Raw genomic sequence first — 15,740 nt, 5'->3', positions numbered from 1 at the left:
GTTTCGTACATATAATTGGGGAGGGTACAAAAATGAAGAAAAAGATGAAAAAGTTTACGGCGGTTGTAGCGCCAGTATTAGCAATGAGTGTGGCGTTAACAGCATGTTCTGGATCTTCTGGTGGGGAGAAGAAAACGACTACGACGTCTAATAGTGGCGGGGAAGAGAAAAAATCCGATATTAAATATGCGGCACAGCAAGTAATGAATCGTACAGAAACGAATGAAATTCCGACGATGGATACTTCTAAAAATACAGATACGTTAGGTTCTCAAATTTTAGGAAACACGATGGAAGGGTTATATCGTCTAGATAAAGATAACAAGCCAATTCCAGCGGCGGCAGAATCTAGTACGAAAAGCGAGGATGGCAAAAAATATACATTCAAATTACGAAAAGATGCAAAATGGTCAAACGGTGATCCTGTAACAGCGAAAGATTTCGTATTTGCATGGCAACGTCTAGTAGATCCAAAAACAGCTGCTGAGTATGCGTTTATTGCTTACTATCTTAAAAATGCAGAGGCAATAAATCAAGGGAAAGCAGAAGCTTCTACATTAGGTGTAAAAGCGGTAGATGATTATACGCTGGAAGTTGAACTAGAGAGACCAGTACCATATTTCTTAAATTTAATGGCATTCGCGTCATACTATCCATTAAATGAAAAGTTCGTAAAAGAAAAAGGAGATAAATACGGTTTAGAGTCTGATACGACAGTTTATAATGGACCGTTTGTACTTACTGATTGGAAGCATGAACAAGGTTGGAAATTAAAGAAAAATGATCAGTATTGGGATAAAAAGACTGTAAAACTAGAAGAAATCAACTATAGTGTAGTAAAAGAACCAGCTACAAGAGTAAATTTATATGATACAGGTGCGATTGATTTTACACTTTTATCAGGTGAATTTGTTGATAAGTATAGAAATAATAAAGAAGAGTTTGGTGCATATTCAGAAACAAGTACGTTTTACTTGCGTCTAAATCAAAAACGTGGTGGGCAAGATACACCGTTAAAGAGTAAAAAACTACGTGAAGCAATTGCATTATCAATCGATAAGAAAGCTTTAACGAATGTCATTTTAAATGATGGTTCAAAACCAGTGGATTATTTAGTACCAAAAGGTTTAGCAGCTGGACCAGATGGTAAAGATTTCGCAGAAACGTTTAAAAATGGTTTAAAACAAGACTCTAAAAAGGCAGCAGCAGCCTGGGAAGCTGCGAAAAAAGAACTTGGAAAAGATCAAGTGACAATAGAGCTATTAAATTATGATACTGGTAATGCGAAAAAGGTTGGGGAGTATGTAAAAGATCAAATTGAAAAGAATTTAAAGGGTGTAACAGTAAATATTAAACTGCAACCATTTAAGCAAAAACTAAAATTAGAATCAGACCAAGATTATGATTTCTCATATGGCGGCTGGAATCCAGATTATGCGGATCCAATGACATATCTTGATATGTTTGAAACGAAAAATTCACAGAATCAGATGAGCTATTCAAATTCAAAATATGATGACATTATTAATAAAAGTAAGACGGAATGGATGGCTGATGCAAAAAAACGTTGGACAGAGCTAGGGAAAGCAGAAAAACTGTTACTTGAAGAAGATGTAGCGCTCGTACCTTTATATCAAAGTGGTAGATCGTATGTTATGAAACCAAATGTAAAGGGAATTGTAAAACATAATATTAGTCCGGAATATAGTTTCAAATGGGCGTATGTAGAAGAGAAATAGTAAAAGAAAAAAGCGTTTTCAAGTTGCAACATTGCACTTGAAAATGCTTTTTTTCTGTGCACTATTTTTTTGAGGATGAATATATGTATTATAGAAAACTTGAAGGAGAGTCCTATGAAGCGAAACACATACATCGATTTCCTAGCTTATTACGGAATAGGAAGTGCTCATCCTGGTGGTTTTACGTTAACAAAACAATTGTTAGCACAACTGCCTTTTAAATATGGAGCGAATGTCCTTGAAATAGGTTGCGGTACGGGAAAAACAGCGGCATATATGACAAGGGAATTTGGTTATAAAGTAACAACTGTTGAAAAGAATGAAATTATGATTCAAAAGGCAAAAGATAGATGGTTGTTTGAAGGGTTAGATATACAATTAATTGAAGGAAGTGTAGAGCAATTACCTTGTTTGAATAACTCATTTGAGTTCGTACTTGGAGAATCAATCATCGCTTTTACAGAGAAAGAAAGGGTTATCTCGGAGTGTTACCGTGTATTACAGCAGGACGGTAAGCTTGTTGTCATTGAAATGATTATTGATAGGCACATTGATAAGGGTGAGGAAGAAAAAATCGCCCAATTATATGGCATGAAAGAACTATTAACTGAGAATGAGTGGGTACAATTATTTCAGAAAGCAAATTTTAAAAGAATTACAATTGCTGGCGGTGGCACGATTGCAGAAACGATCTCTGGCTATGTAGAAGAGCCAGAGTGGAATGTATCCTCACATATTCCGAATGAGTTATATGAGGCGTGGGTACAGCATGAAAATGTACGGCTTATGTACCAACACATTTTAGGGCATCGTATTTTTATATGTGAAAAATAAAGAAAAAGAGTTGGCTAAAGGTAGCCAACTCTTTACTATGTTAAATGAAAAATAATGCAGCTAATGTAATTCCGAAGATGAAACCAAATCCGAGTTCAACACCCCAGCCACAACCGCCGCCACCCCAGCCGCCGCCACCACAATTACCGCAACCACGGCCACCACATCCGCAACTGCTGAATCCACCACCACATCCAAATCCGCAACTATCACATCTGCTAAGGCCGCCGCAAAGGTCACAACCACCGTTTGCATAAGCATCATAGTATCCGAATCCTGAATCAAAAGATGAGCGCTGTTGCACCGGTTCGATCCATACAGAGTTTTGTGTCAAATCAATTATTTTACCTAAATGTATACGGCCATCACGGTCTTCAATCCGAACAACTTTTCCAAAATAACGTCGGCATGTATCATAACATTTTTGTCTATGCATGTTCTTTCCTCCTTCCGCATTACAGTAATACGATATGTAAGGGGGACAAGTGCGGCTTGTACGAATGTCCTATCTATCATAATTGTTATAGGAAAGGGGAAATATAAGAAGAGGATATATAAGGAGGAAAAGGCATGAAATCTACAGATCAGTTTCAGACATACGAAGTACCGTGGGAAGAATTTATTGAAGCGTTGCGAGAGGAAATGAAGAAGCAAGTAGGGGCAGATATTATTGATACAGTAGTTTGCAATTTAGAAGATGGTTTTGAAGTGTATACATATGTGCAGGGGGATTTAGATTTTGAATATAAGGAAGGGCTTGAGAGAAAATACGGAAGTGATGCGAAGATACCTAATGTGTTAACGATAATGTTATTAGCTAGTATTTATAATACAAGTGAAGCGAATATACGCTTGCATGCGGATAATAAAGAGAATCCGATTGTTGAAGTGTATGTAAAGCAATGAAACACGCTGTGAAAAGCGTGTTTTTTATTTGTATGATAAAATGTTAGAAAATTGAGAAATGAGGTGGGGGATTGGGAATTAAACATCTTAATTTAACAGTTACAGATGTAACAGCATCTAGAGAGTTTTTAGAGAGGTATTTTGGTTTAATTTGTAGTGGAACAAGGGGGAATGCCTTTGCAGTTATGCGTGATAATGATGGATTTATACTAACTTTAATGAAAGGAAAAGAAGTTCAGTATCCAAAAACATTTCATGTAGGATTTCCACAAGAAAGTGAAGAACAAGTAGATAAGATAAATCAAAGATTGAAGGAAGATGGATTTTTGGTGGAGCCTCCCAAGCATGTCCATGCGTATACGTTTTACGTTGAAGCACCTGGTGGATTTACAATAGAAGTGATGTGTTAAGTTAAAAATCAAACTTTTTGTTATGTGTTTTTAAAATAAAAAGTAGGAAAAGTCTGTTTTAAGCGTGGAGCTTAAACAGGCTTTTTTACTTATATAATTGGATAGAGAATGCTAGAAGGAATATTACCAAGTGTATAATCTGTTTACATAATAAAGTTATGGTGGGTTAGTTGTCCTAAAATACAAGTCATATATCTTGTTTCCTCTCATAAATTTAAACATAGGAATTTGTCTACAAAGGTGGCGAAGCCTCATCATGAAAATCCGAATTTGTGCCACGTTCATGTTGTTTCTATTTATATGTTTACCTTTATCAGCTTTTGCAAAAGGAGAGGAGGCAAAGGAAAGGGTCGTTTCACTTGTATATGACGATTCGGGCAGCATGAGAAATAACGATCGCTGGAAATATGCCAATTATGCTTTGCAAAGTTTAGTTGCGCTATTAGATGAAAAAGATAAATTTTCTTACGTTCCAATGAGTAAGCCGAATGATCCATTAAACATTTCGTTAACGAAGGATAAAAGGCAAACAGAAATTGAGGGGATTGGAGCGTGGAAAACGTATTTAAATACTCCATTTAGCGCGGTAGAAACGGCGATGCAATCTATAAAAAAGGAAGCAGATATAGATGGAAAACGTGAATTTTGGCTTATTGTATTAACTGACGGGGCATTTAATGATTTAGAGAAAGATAAGGTTGGCGGAAAAGAACAAATTTTGCAGAAATTAGCCCAGTTTAAGAAAGAAATGGATGCAAAAAAGATATCGTTACACCCAGTCTTAATTACGATGGAAGAAGATTTAGGACAACAAGAAAAAGAACAATTAAACACGTTCAAAGAAATATGGAAGAAAGAGATAAATGGTGTTACTATGCCGTCAAGCGGAGAAGATGGCATTGTAAAAAGTGTAAATCAAGTGGCAGCATTAGTTGCAAATCGTGATCCATTCTCCTCTGTTGAATCGATTGTAAAAACGAAAGTAGTGGGGAAAAGAGTAGAGATTACAACACCGTTTCCATTAAAGCGTATGACGCTTGTACGACAATCGCCTTCTCTGCCCGATTATCAGGTCACACAAATTTCTAAACCATTACAATTACAATCTTCTTTTTCCATACATGCACCAGGAGAAGCAAAATTGTTCGGAAATATAGTTCATATAAGTACGGAAAATCAGGAAGTTATTAAACCAGGAACTTATACGATAGAAGTGGACCAGGACATTGAGAAAGAAGGACTACAAGTACTAGTTGAACCAGCGCTTAATTATACGGTTTCTACTTATGACAAAGATGATAGTAGTCAAAAAAATGTAGAGGAAATGTACGAAGGTGTTACTGCTGTTATTGAAGCAAAGCCTACGGAGTTGCCAGTTCAGTCTTCTTACTTTCAGGCAGAAGTAGAAATAGACGGAAAACAATATCCGATGAAGTGGGACGATAAGAGGCATGTGTTTTATTACGAAACTAAGCTTGGTAAAGGGTTAGTACGCGGGAAAGTTCATATGAATATAAAGGGGTTTTATAGACAGACGAAAGAATTTAAAATTGAAACAGCTGAGAAACCAAAATTATCACTTCAAACTGTTACAAAAGATTATGAAGAAAAAGTGACAAATTTAGAGAATAGTAAACCATTTGTTTTGCAGCCACAGTTAGATGGTAAGCCGATGACAGAAGAAGCTGTAAAAAAACTATTAAAATCTACTGGTATCACATCTAAACAATCAATCAATTATGAAATAAAGCAACATGGAAATCAGATCTATGTTTATCCTCGTCCCTATTACTCCGACACATTTAATTTTACAGATACCGGCACCGTAGAAGCTACCATCGTAATGCAGAATTCAAAATTACAAGAAGTAAAGAAAAACATAACATTCCATATTCAAGATGCTCCGTTTTATGAAAAATATGCGCTTATTTTTAAGTTTGTCATTCCTATCACTTTATTACTACTAGTAGTAGGAATCATTGTTTTAGGATGGATTGTTCGGCCAAGATTTCACCGGAAAGCACTACTGTATTATGAATGGGATCAAGAGGTAGCGAAAGATTGGCTATATCAATCTGAACCAGAATTACTTCGAAATAAATGGTGGAACCATTATTTTGGTATCCCATTTAGAGCAGAAAGAAAAACAGTGCAATCCGTTACGTTTATAGCGAAGAAAGGTTCGAAATCTGTCTTTGTAGCGAAAGAATCACAAGTAGTTGGAATGATTATTGATGGGATGTTTATAACAGAGGATGAAGTAGGAATGGAACATAAGACACTATATCCAAATGAACTTTTACTAATTGATAGAGGATATGGTAAGGAGATTTACAAGTACGAATGTGAATAGTAGATAGGGAAAAGAAGGGGATGGAGTATTGATTCTCTTTCCCTTTTTTCAAACAAGCAAGAATAGGAAGGTGGTTCACATGACATTACAAGTTCCAACAATATTAATTGGTTTAGGTGGAATCGGTAGTACTGTGACGCATCAAATATATGAAAAATTGCCTGAAGAGCGCCGGAAAAAGGTAGCAATGCACGTATTTGATACAGATGTGAATACATTAAGTAAATTTGATCATATTCGAAAGTTTAAGACACAAACAAGTTCTAGTAAAACGCCTAGGGAGTATATTGCGGGAGATCCAACGATCCCAGAGTGGTTTCCGATGGATCCGACTATACTTGATAAGCCATTAACAGAAGGAGCAGGACAGTTACGCGTCATTTCACGTTTAGCGTTACGTGCTGCGATGAAAGAAGATAAATTAACGTCCTTTTGGCAAGAAATTGAGAAAATTTTTCCGGTTACAAGTGATCAAACGGAATATGGTGTGCGTGTCATTATAGTAACATCACTAGCAGGCGGAACAGGTTCGGGGATGTTTCTGCAAATTGCATTATATTTACGTGAAATGCTTCGGAAGAAATTGCAGCATCATAACATTTTAATACGCGGTGCGTTTTTAATGCCGGATGTTTTAGTAAAGACGAGAACAGTTAGTGCGAAAGAGTTTGAAACGGTGCAAGCGAACGGCTATGCATCGTTAAAAGAATTACATGCTATTACACTCGGTTCTACTGGAGAATTATCAAAACGCGGCGGTGTAACAATTGAATTAGAGTATCGCCCTGATCAAGTAGATGAAGACGGAAGAACAAATCATACAATTAAACAACATCATTTACCGTACAATTATTGTTTCTTATACGATTATGAAAACCTACATGGACACCATTTACACAATTTATCAGATTATATGGAACAGATGGCAAATACAATTTATTTACAGTTATTTAGCCCGATGTCCACAAGTCATTTTGCACAAGAAGACAATCAAATTCAGCAATTAGCAGAATCAAGCGGAAAAGGACGATATTGCGGGGCAGGAACGGCAAAACTCATTTATCCGTATGAGCATGTGTTAAAATATTGTGCTTTAAAATGGGCTGTGCAAGGTTTAGATGAATCGTGGCTTCATTTAGATCAACTGTTTCAAGAGAAGAAGCAAAGATATGACCAAGATGTAAAACGTGGGATGCAGCGCGAAAAGCCGGAGAGAGGTAAAAGTTATTTAGAGGACTTGGAACATCTTGCTACCCGTCCAGAGCAAGCTCATATTTTCTATAGACAAATGTACAATGAAACACGTGAAGGAGCAGAGGGTGGTAAGCTCGGAGTTGCGAAATCAAAACTGTTTTTAGAAGCTGTAGAAAGTTATGTACAACGCACGGTGCAAAAAGATGAGGAATTAAATCGTCTGCAACATGAGTGTAAAATTTCAGCTGCGAAACTGAAAATGATGGAACAAATGAAAGGTGAAGTAGCAAGAGTGGATCACGCGGTTCGCTTATATGCATATGCGATTCCGAGCCGTGTACATGAACATGTAACGACACTTTTATATGACATGATTGAATCAGACCGCTTTTCACCAAGTGGTTCTGAAGGGCAGTCCTATCAATTAAATACATGGTTTTTAAAGAAAACAGATCCAGTTCACCCAGTAGCAGCACGTTTTATGTTATATGAAATTCGAAAACAGTTAGTAGAAAAAATGAATCGACTACATGAAAATAATGAACAAAAGCGTAATGTAATTCAAAACTACGATAAAAAATTTAATGTAGGTAATATCGATGGCACGGTAACGGCTGTACGCCGAGTAGAAATTGCTCAACAACAAGGCTGGTTCGGAAAAATGATTAATAATCAGCAACGTTTATTCAAAAGAGAATTTGAAGACATCGTAACGCAATATGTACACAAATTAAATGAATATCGAAAAGAAATGTTATTAGAACTTGTGTATCAATCGCTATATCAGGCAGTTAATAAAATGATTCAATATTGGGAAAGATTTTTTGATAATTTACATGAAACACGTGAAAATTTATTGTTTGAAATCCAAAAGCGCAGTAAGGAATTTGAAGGGAAAACAAACCCGACGAATGTTTATGTATTAGCAGAGGAACAGCTGCAAGAAAAGATATGGCAAGATATGCAGCAACATTTAAATTTAGGTGTACTACCGAAAGATATATCAGCGGAAATTTATATGAGTTTGTATGGGGAATATTGTCGTGATGCGAAAACAGAAGAGATTCAGTCGAAAAAGGTAGAGGATTTCTATCGCGAACATATACTGAGCTATTGTTATGACGAACTGCAAGTACGCTATCGTGATAAATTAGAATTGAATATTATTGAAGCGTTGCGAAAAGAAGCAGATTATAAGAAACGTGATCGCGATGAATACGTGCGTGAAAAAATTGAAGACCTGTTCCATTTAGCAAGTCCATTCATTCCGAAAGTTGCTCATCATAGGGAATTACAATATTGGGGTATACATCCTTCTTTAAAGAAAGAGCTACAAGAGGAATTGATTCAAGAAATGTTTAAAGAAAAAGATACAGTACACGAAGCCTTTTCGCCATTTGAAGTGATCTGTTATCGAGCACATTATGGCTTATCGCTGCAAGATTTTCCTAAATTATCATCAGGACATATTTCAAACGGATTTATGAATGATAAAGGGGACTATTTCCAATCGTATTATCGCCGTGTAAACAAATTAAATAGTAAAAAATCTAGTTTAACGCCGCATTTAGATAAGTATTGGCACTTACCAGCCTTTATGCCAGATTTGAATGCGACTCAAACAAAATTAGATTATGATAAATGTAATCGTGCCTTACTATACGCATATATGTATCGCTGGATTAGTTTAGTTGCTGTTGATGGACAGTTTGTGTATCAATATAACGGTGTGGGACGTAGCTTTTTAATTCAGTCGATGGGGAAAAATATTTCAAGCGAAAGTTATAAATTACACAGAGCATTGCTTCATAATCCGTTTATTTATGAAAACATCTTGTCACGATTTGAAGAAGAGCAAGAAAAGGCGATGATACAAGGTGGACATTTATATACACATCCGTTCGTATTAGGAGCCCAAGATGTAAGATGGCTTAGAAAAGAACATGTCCACAATCTTTTAGACATGATTTTAATGTATGACCGTGAAGCGAAGTATGATCCGACGTTAGAAGAAACATCAGATGAATTATTAAGACTATTCCTTGATGAAATCGAGTTGTATTTCCAGAACTATTACGGTACAGGTGCTGATATGGTTGCAAAGAAAGAGAAAGAAATGTTTATTAAACAATTGTGGGATCGCTCGCATGCGAAAGGATATGTAGATCCAAATAGCGCTCCGTATAAAAAATGGCAAAATTTATTAAGTATTCAAGATGAAGAAGAAACGCCAAAAACGAATGTATAATGAATGAAAAGGGAATCCTTAAAAGTGGCAATACAACTTTAGAAAAGAGGGATTCTGATGCCGTTTTTAGGAAGTGTATATCAAATATTTGGGTTATATCCGGAACTTTATTATGGGATGATTTCAGCAGAGTTGCAAGAGGAAGCTCAGAAGGAGCATCTTGAAAATAGTAGTGCAGAAGCTGAAGTGGAAGAATAAAAAAAGTGCAGATGAAAATCTGCACTTTTTTGTTAGTATTAAAATGGTGAAATAACCTCAAATGAATTATTATTTTTAAATAATAATTCATTTTCATTACATACAATTTTCATTACATTGTATGTAATGAAAATTGTATGAAAATCAATGTAATAAAATACATATGAATATTAAGGTGGAAAACAACAATGTTTGTAAGAAAATAATTATGTATAAAAATAACATTTGATACATAATCAACCGATTATTTTTGAGTGATTTATTATTGACAATATAATTAATTGTATGATAAATTCAATCAGCATTCTTAATGGTTTTTTGGTATGATTAATATTTTGAAAATTCAATACGGTATAAGGAGATTGAAATTTCTGTTTTTATGAGTTGGGTTACTAAGTCTATAGGGGAAGTGAACTATGTATATTTTTATTTTTAAAATAGAACAGTAATAAAGAATGTAACAAGTAAGAGATAAACTTGAAAAAGAGGTTTCAAAGAATGAGTCTTTTCATAAAGAAAGCAATGGATGAAGAAAAGAAAAAAGTATTGAATCAAACTTTAGGAGCGATTGATTTAACTCTTTTAGGTATTGGAGCAATTATTGGTACAGGTATTTTCGTATTAACTGGTATTGTAGCAGCGAAACATGCTGGTCCAGCGATTGTATTATCTTTTGTATTAGCGGCAATTATATGTGCATGTGTAGCTTTCTGTTATGCTGAATTTGCATCTACAGTTCCAGTTTCGGGAAGTGTATATTCATATACATATATGACACTAGGTGAGATTTTTGCATTTATAGTTGGCTGGTGTGTTATGCTGGAGTATTTATTAGCGACTTCTGCGGTTGCAGCAGGCTGGTCAGCATATTTTCAGTCATTGCTACTAGGTTTTAATATTCACATTCCTACGGTTTTTGCTTCGGCACCAGGAATGGGGAAGGGTGGAATCATTGATTTACCAGCAGTTCTTATTATTTTAGTTGTTACATTTTTATTAAGCCGTGGTGCAAAAGAAAGTGCACGAATTAATAATATAATGGTTATTATTAAACTGGCTGTTATTGTAGGATTTATTGTTGTAGGGACACAATATGTAAGACCAGAGAATTGGCAACCATTTCTACCGTTTGGTTTTCACGGTGTGGTAGGGGGCGCTGCTACTGTATTTTTTGCTTTTTTAGGATTTGATGCAGTTGCAACAGCCGCAGAGGAAGTGAAGCGTCCACAACGTAACGTGCCAATTGGGCTACTTGTTTCCTTGTTCATTTGTACCGTTCTATATGTAGGTGTTTCATTCGTGCTAACTGGAATGGTTCCGTTTACGGAATTAAATGTTGCTGATCCGGTTGCATATGCGTTGCGCACTGTAGGAGAAGATAGAATTGCTGGGTTGTTATCGGTGGGAGCGATAGCGGGGCTAACAACAGTTCTGTTAGTAGCTATGTTTGCATTTGTTCGTGTATCTTACTCGATGAGTCGAGATGGACTGTTACCAAAAAGACTTTCAAGTGTCCATAAACGTTTACAAACTCCATTTTTTAATACGTGGATTACAGGTATACTAGCAGCTTTATTAGCGGGATTAGTGGATTTGAATTTATTAGCTAATTTAGTGAATATGGGAACGATAACAGCATTTGTGTTTGTATCTATAGCTGTCATTGTATTAAGAAAGACGCATCCTGATATGAAGAGGCCATTCCGTGCCCCTCTAGTACCTTTTTTACCTATCGTTTCAATAGTAAGTTGTATATATTTGGCTTTGAACCTTTCTAAGCTTACTTTAATTAGTTTTGTGGCATGGATTATAATAGGCGTTTTCATATATTTTGTATATGCTAAAAAACATAGTAATGTTAGAAATGGAAATAGAGTATAGTCCATTGAAATAATACTTGTAATGGAAATGAAAACACGCTACTTATTCATATAAGAACAAGTAGCGTGTTTTTTCTATTTAATAATCCCATTTTCTAAAATTTTAATAGTTGGTGCCACTTTCACATTAGCTTTTGAAAAGGAACTTGGCCAATCATCTTCAACTTGTTTCCATTCTTTATATTGAAACGCTCTCGCATAATCACCAAATCCGAATGGATCAAGCTGCTGTTTTTGAATTTTGTGGATTAAATCGTTTAAATCATTGTTTAGTTGTTTTGTAATAAGAGAAGTTAATTTTTTTCTATCATTTTCTATATCCATGTTGAATGTAAGTTCAGATACGGCAATTTTTAAATCCATTTTAATATTAAATTTGAAGCGGTTATCGCTATAGTCTGTACCGATATCATGATTCATACTAAGAACATTTATTGTTATAAAATCGTCGCCTTTTGTATCTTTTAGATGGCTATTACTTTCAACTAAATTAGAGGGGATTTTCATTGTAAGTGAAACGGGTATATTAGCTTTCTTTTGCACCATAAGAAGAAGGGCACTTTCGTAGCGATTTAAAGACATCTTATAAGTTCCACGAGAGGTTAATAGTGCCGAACCGGTAACAATAACATCTTTCTTCCCTTTTTTTATTTCTGAAATAGCAGGAGTTACGCCTTTATTAAAAGTTTGTCTATGAAATTCATGGAATGTCGTAAACACGGTCCGATTGTATAGTTTGTTCGTATTAATTAAATCTGTTAAATATTCAGGAAGAGCAGGCTTATCTTTGAAATTATTATATATAACAGAAGAAATGGGGCCATCTACTGCAACCATGCGCATATTCCCTGTATTTTTAGGGTCGCGATACCAAACATCCAGATAAGGCATAGCTCCTTCTTGTTTTAAAAAATTCGTGCTAAACAATATAAGCTGTAACTTTTCTGTGGACACTAAACCGCTGCTTGAACTGTTAAACGTATCTTTTGCTTCTCGGGGTGTATGTACTTTCGCTTCATGAATTTCGTACTTTTTCTCTACATCTTCATTGAAAATAGGATTTACGTGATACACAATTAATTTTCCTTTTGCTTTTGCGTCAAAACCGTAAATTAATGAGATGGATTGTTTTTCTAAATCAAGCCGATCTTCACAGCCTGCTAAAAAAATTATGAGAAAACAAAATATAATAAAATGAATAAAGCGTCTCATTTAAACTTTTCTCCTTTTCCAATGTTGATAAAGTGTCATGTATAAGAGAAATACAACTGGGAATAGAAAAACGATAAAATAACTAGCAGTTCCCCAAAATTCCCGCAACGAACTTATCTGATAAGAAGAAGGGATATAAAAGAATAAGATGAAAATACACCCGAATAATAAAAAATAAATAGGTAATGAACTGCCTTTTTTGTTAAGTAATTGATTAATACCATCTGAAGCAGTAAAAATATAAGGAATACAGGAATCAAAAATAATAAAGAGATAAAATGACAAAAAGATAATTTCAAACCGCTCAAGAAATGAGAAATGAAACGGTGTAACAAGAGAAAGAGTTGGCCATAAAAACTTTGTTATACCATCTGGACTAAAATAAATAAAAGAAACGAACGTGATTTGAAGATAAATAAATAACGTAATCAAATTTGCAATAACAATTCCTTTTTTTGCAGATGCTTTGTTAGTTAAATAAGGATAAAGGACAAACGCAAACTCGAATCCGAGAAACGCAATGATAGTTGATTTTACGGTGTTTATAATTGGTAGCCATCCTTCCTTGATGAGAGGAAGAAGATATATAAAATGCCCATCTTTAAGAGGAATAAATAATAATAATGGCATCCAAAGTGTAAAGATGACAGTGAAAACAGCAAAACGACTAATAATAAGTGCTCCTTTACATGCAAGCATAAGCATTGGAATAGATAGCAAAATCATAATTAAAGACATAGGAGATCTAGGTAAAATCCAAATATGAATAACGTATAAGAGGGAAAAAATTAAGGAAACAGCTGCGAGTACAGCATATAAAATCCAAAAAATCATTACTACTCTTCCTAGCCATTTTCCAAGATAGCGTATCAGCACATCAAGTAAAGTATATCCTGGATGTTTTTCCATGATTTTTACAATACATAGACTGACTAAAGTAGTAATGACACATCCGATAATAATAGACATCCAGCCATCTGTATTCGCTCCTTGTGCAACTTCACGCGGAAGTGTAAGTACGCCGAATCCGACTTGAACACCACTAATCGTTAAAATGTATTGAAATAAAGTAATCTCCCTCTTTGCACGTTTTGTCACTAATTCTCCTCCTTTTCTTCAACATCTCTTTGCCGGTTATCTTGTTTTAATTGTAGAGATAGTGGCCGTTTCTTCATAATTTTCCATGGGAAACGTATAAGGGTATCTTTTAAATCCGAAGCATATGACGGAGAAAAAGGACTACCATATGGTACACCAAGTGATTCCATAGAAAGAATATGGATGATAATGATTGCCATTCCAACCATAATTCCAATGACGCCAAATAAAGAGGCGGCTATCATCATTGGGAATCGAAGAAGCCGAATTCCTGCTGACATTTCTAAGTTAGGAATAATGAAGGAGGCAACCGCAGTAATTGATACGACGATAACCATAACGTTACTCACAATCCCAGCTTGAACCGCAGCTTGTCCAATTACAATTCCTCCTACGACGCCGATTGTTTGTCCAACAGGCCCAGGAAGCCGAATCGCTGCTTCTCGGAGCATTTCGAGAACTAATTCCATTAATAAAGCTTCTAATATGGGAGGAAAAGGAATTTTGGCTCGGGATTCTCCAATCGTTAACAACAATTTGAGCGGAATCACTTCATAATGGAAGGAAATCATAGCAATATAAAGAGCAGGAGCAAATATTGCAATAAATAGCCCAGTGAAACGAAGGAGTCGTATAAAAGATGGAATCATAGGTCTGAAGCTGTAATCATCTATCGTCTGAAAGAAGGATGAAAAGGTCATAGGTCCTATTAATACGCCTGGTGAGCGATCTACAACAACAGCAATTCGCCCATTTAAAATATGATGTGCCGTTGTGTCAGGACGTTCAGTGATAGACAATTGTGGGAAGAGAGTATAGGAATTATCTTCAACAAATCCTTCTAATTCACCTGTAGTAAGAATAGCATCTACTTTGATTGATTCAATGCGGCATGCCATATCTTGTACAACATCTTCGTTTGTAACATCTGCAAGATAAAGTAAAAAAACTTTAGAGGTTGCTCGTTCGCCAACAGTGAATTCTTTCACTTTTAATTCGCGATTTGGAATATAGCGACGAATAAGTGCGATACTATCACTTGCCACTTCATTAAATCCTTCGTGTGAGCTTTTTATGGAAGTCTCTGTTGTAGGTTCTTCAATACTCCTTTTTGGCGCCGCTTGCGTATCTAGTTCTAAAGCTGATAATTGCCCGTTTATAAATAAAATACTTTTGCCATGTAAGAGAGATTGCTCAATGTCTATCCACTTCTGAACTTTTTTAATATTCCCTATAGAAACAGAAGATTCCCAAAAATCATCTTCATTCCATTCTTTAAATAAGAGAGGACGAAGAATATCTACATTAATAACAGTTTTATCTACAAGTCCTTCCATATATATAAGAGCAGCTTCTTTTCCGTTTTTTAACGGGAAAGTGCGTGTAATTAATTCTGGAATACCACTAAATAATTTGGATAAGTGTTTAAGATTAAGCGGCATGGAGGAAGAAATTTCTTTATTTAATACAGTTTCAGATTGCTCATGTGTAGAGAAAGATTTTTCGCCCCTTATCCATTTTCGAAAAGATCCCATATATTCACCTTATTCCTCGTTGAACTTTATATGGGTTATTATGGATAGTTACATACAGACATATGCGCAGTTTAAAATTTATATTGTATATTTGTACATTTAACGCTATAATTATAGTGTTAAAGATGGAATC

The 15,740-nt window shown here is 35.3% G+C and carries 12 protein-coding genes; 8 read left to right on the top strand and 4 right to left on the bottom strand.

Annotated features, from left to right (window positions below; genetic code table 11):
* Positions 1-32 precede the first annotated feature (32 nt).
* Together CQ064_RS18790 and CQ064_RS18785 are read left to right on the top strand one after the other, a co-directional pair.
* On the top strand, positions 33-1,739 hold the full coding sequence (locus CQ064_RS18790; protein ID WP_000728482.1) for a peptide ABC transporter substrate-binding protein: 1,707 nt from the start codon (positions 33-35) through the stop codon (positions 1,737-1,739).
* A gap of 114 nt (positions 1,740-1,853) precedes the next feature.
* Positions 1,854-2,573: a class I SAM-dependent methyltransferase gene (locus tag CQ064_RS18785; protein ID WP_000828255.1), complete on the top strand. Its 720-nt coding sequence runs from the start codon at positions 1,854-1,856 to the stop codon at positions 2,571-2,573.
* A gap of 40 nt (positions 2,574-2,613) precedes the next feature.
* On the opposite strand, the gene CQ064_RS18780 is transcribed toward CQ064_RS18785, so the two are convergent.
* Positions 2,614-3,009 carry a hypothetical protein gene (locus CQ064_RS18780; RefSeq protein ID WP_000554983.1) on the bottom strand — a complete coding sequence of 132 codons (396 nt, stop codon included), beginning with the start codon at positions 3,007-3,009 and terminating at the stop codon, positions 2,614-2,616.
* A 134-nt stretch (positions 3,010-3,143) separates the two neighbouring features.
* Here CQ064_RS18780 and CQ064_RS18775 point away from each other — a divergent pair, with 134 nt between their 5' ends.
* From CQ064_RS18775 to CQ064_RS18750, 6 genes are all read left to right on the top strand, one after another.
* Positions 3,144-3,479: a hypothetical protein gene (locus CQ064_RS18775; RefSeq protein WP_000842905.1), complete on the top strand. Its 336-nt coding sequence runs from the start codon at positions 3,144-3,146 to the stop codon at positions 3,477-3,479.
* Between the two features lie 71 nt (positions 3,480-3,550).
* Positions 3,551-3,889 carry a VOC family protein gene (locus tag CQ064_RS18770; RefSeq protein ID WP_000511528.1) on the top strand — a complete coding sequence of 113 codons (339 nt, stop codon included), beginning with the start codon at positions 3,551-3,553 and terminating at the stop codon, positions 3,887-3,889.
* A 256-nt stretch (positions 3,890-4,145) separates the two neighbouring features.
* Positions 4,146-6,242: a vWA domain-containing protein gene (locus CQ064_RS18765; protein WP_000702064.1), complete on the top strand. Its 2,097-nt coding sequence runs from the start codon at positions 4,146-4,148 to the stop codon at positions 6,240-6,242.
* A 79-nt stretch (positions 6,243-6,321) separates the two neighbouring features.
* A complete protein-coding gene (locus tag CQ064_RS18760; RefSeq protein ID WP_000175110.1) occupies positions 6,322-9,684 on the top strand; it encodes a tubulin-like doman-containing protein in 3,363 nt (1,120 codons plus the stop codon).
* A gap of 57 nt (positions 9,685-9,741) precedes the next feature.
* Positions 9,742-9,882: a hypothetical protein gene (locus CQ064_RS18755; RefSeq protein ID WP_001116193.1), complete on the top strand. Its 141-nt coding sequence runs from the start codon at positions 9,742-9,744 to the stop codon at positions 9,880-9,882.
* A gap of 498 nt (positions 9,883-10,380) precedes the next feature.
* Entirely contained in the window at positions 10,381-11,763 is a 1,383-nt protein-coding gene (locus CQ064_RS18750) for an APC family permease (RefSeq protein WP_000051662.1), read from the top strand.
* Positions 11,764-11,837: 74 nt separating this feature from the next.
* On the opposite strand, the gene CQ064_RS18745 is transcribed toward CQ064_RS18750, so the two are convergent.
* Genes CQ064_RS18745 through CQ064_RS18735 form a run of 3 tightly spaced genes read right to left on the bottom strand, consistent with a single transcriptional unit; the run spans position 11,838 to position 15,607 of the window.
* The gene (locus tag CQ064_RS18745; RefSeq protein WP_001252184.1) at positions 11,838-12,974 is read right to left on the bottom strand and encodes a Ger(x)C family spore germination protein; all 1,137 of its coding nucleotides are present in this window, start codon (positions 12,972-12,974) and stop codon (positions 11,838-11,840) included.
* The gene (locus tag CQ064_RS18740) at positions 12,975-14,072 is read right to left on the bottom strand and encodes an endospore germination permease (protein WP_000166524.1); all 1,098 of its coding nucleotides are present in this window, start codon (positions 14,070-14,072) and stop codon (positions 12,975-12,977) included.
* Positions 14,072-15,607: a spore germination protein gene (locus CQ064_RS18735; protein ID WP_000534548.1), complete on the bottom strand. Its 1,536-nt coding sequence runs from the start codon at positions 15,605-15,607 to the stop codon at positions 14,072-14,074. Before CQ064_RS18735 ends, CQ064_RS18740 begins: the two co-directional genes overlap by 1 nt.
* Positions 15,608-15,740: the final 133 nt, after the last annotated feature.

The sequence above is a fragment of the Bacillus sp. MYb78 genome (assembly GCF_002975115.1).
GTDB classification, from domain to species: domain Bacteria; phylum Bacillota; class Bacilli; order Bacillales; family Bacillaceae_G; genus Bacillus_A; species Bacillus_A cereus.
Note: the sequence above shows the minus strand (reverse complement) of the source record. Positions and strands in the feature narration are given on the sequence as shown.

Bases quoted from the DNA above. Each gene is read 5' to 3' on its own strand.
- CQ064_RS18790 (WP_000728482.1), top strand. From the start codon at position 33: ATGAAGAAAAAGATGAAAAAGTTTACGGCGGTTGTAGCGCCAGTATTA.
- CQ064_RS18785 (WP_000828255.1), top strand. From the start codon at position 1,854: ATGAAGCGAAACACATACATCGATTTCCTAGCTTATTACGGAATAGGA.
- CQ064_RS18780 (WP_000554983.1), bottom strand. From the start codon at position 3,009: ATGCATAGACAAAAATGTTATGATACATGCCGACGTTATTTTGGAAAA.
- CQ064_RS18775 (WP_000842905.1), top strand. From the start codon at position 3,144: ATGAAATCTACAGATCAGTTTCAGACATACGAAGTACCGTGGGAAGAA.
- CQ064_RS18765 (WP_000702064.1), top strand. From the start codon at position 4,146: ATGAAAATCCGAATTTGTGCCACGTTCATGTTGTTTCTATTTATATGT.
- CQ064_RS18760 (WP_000175110.1), top strand. From the start codon at position 6,322: ATGACATTACAAGTTCCAACAATATTAATTGGTTTAGGTGGAATCGGT.
- CQ064_RS18755 (WP_001116193.1), top strand. From the start codon at position 9,742: ATGCCGTTTTTAGGAAGTGTATATCAAATATTTGGGTTATATCCGGAA.
- CQ064_RS18750 (WP_000051662.1), top strand. From the start codon at position 10,381: ATGAGTCTTTTCATAAAGAAAGCAATGGATGAAGAAAAGAAAAAAGTA.
- CQ064_RS18745 (WP_001252184.1), bottom strand. From the start codon at position 12,974: ATGAGACGCTTTATTCATTTTATTATATTTTGTTTTCTCATAATTTTT.
- CQ064_RS18735 (WP_000534548.1), bottom strand. From the start codon at position 15,607: ATGGGATCTTTTCGAAAATGGATAAGGGGCGAAAAATCTTTCTCTACA.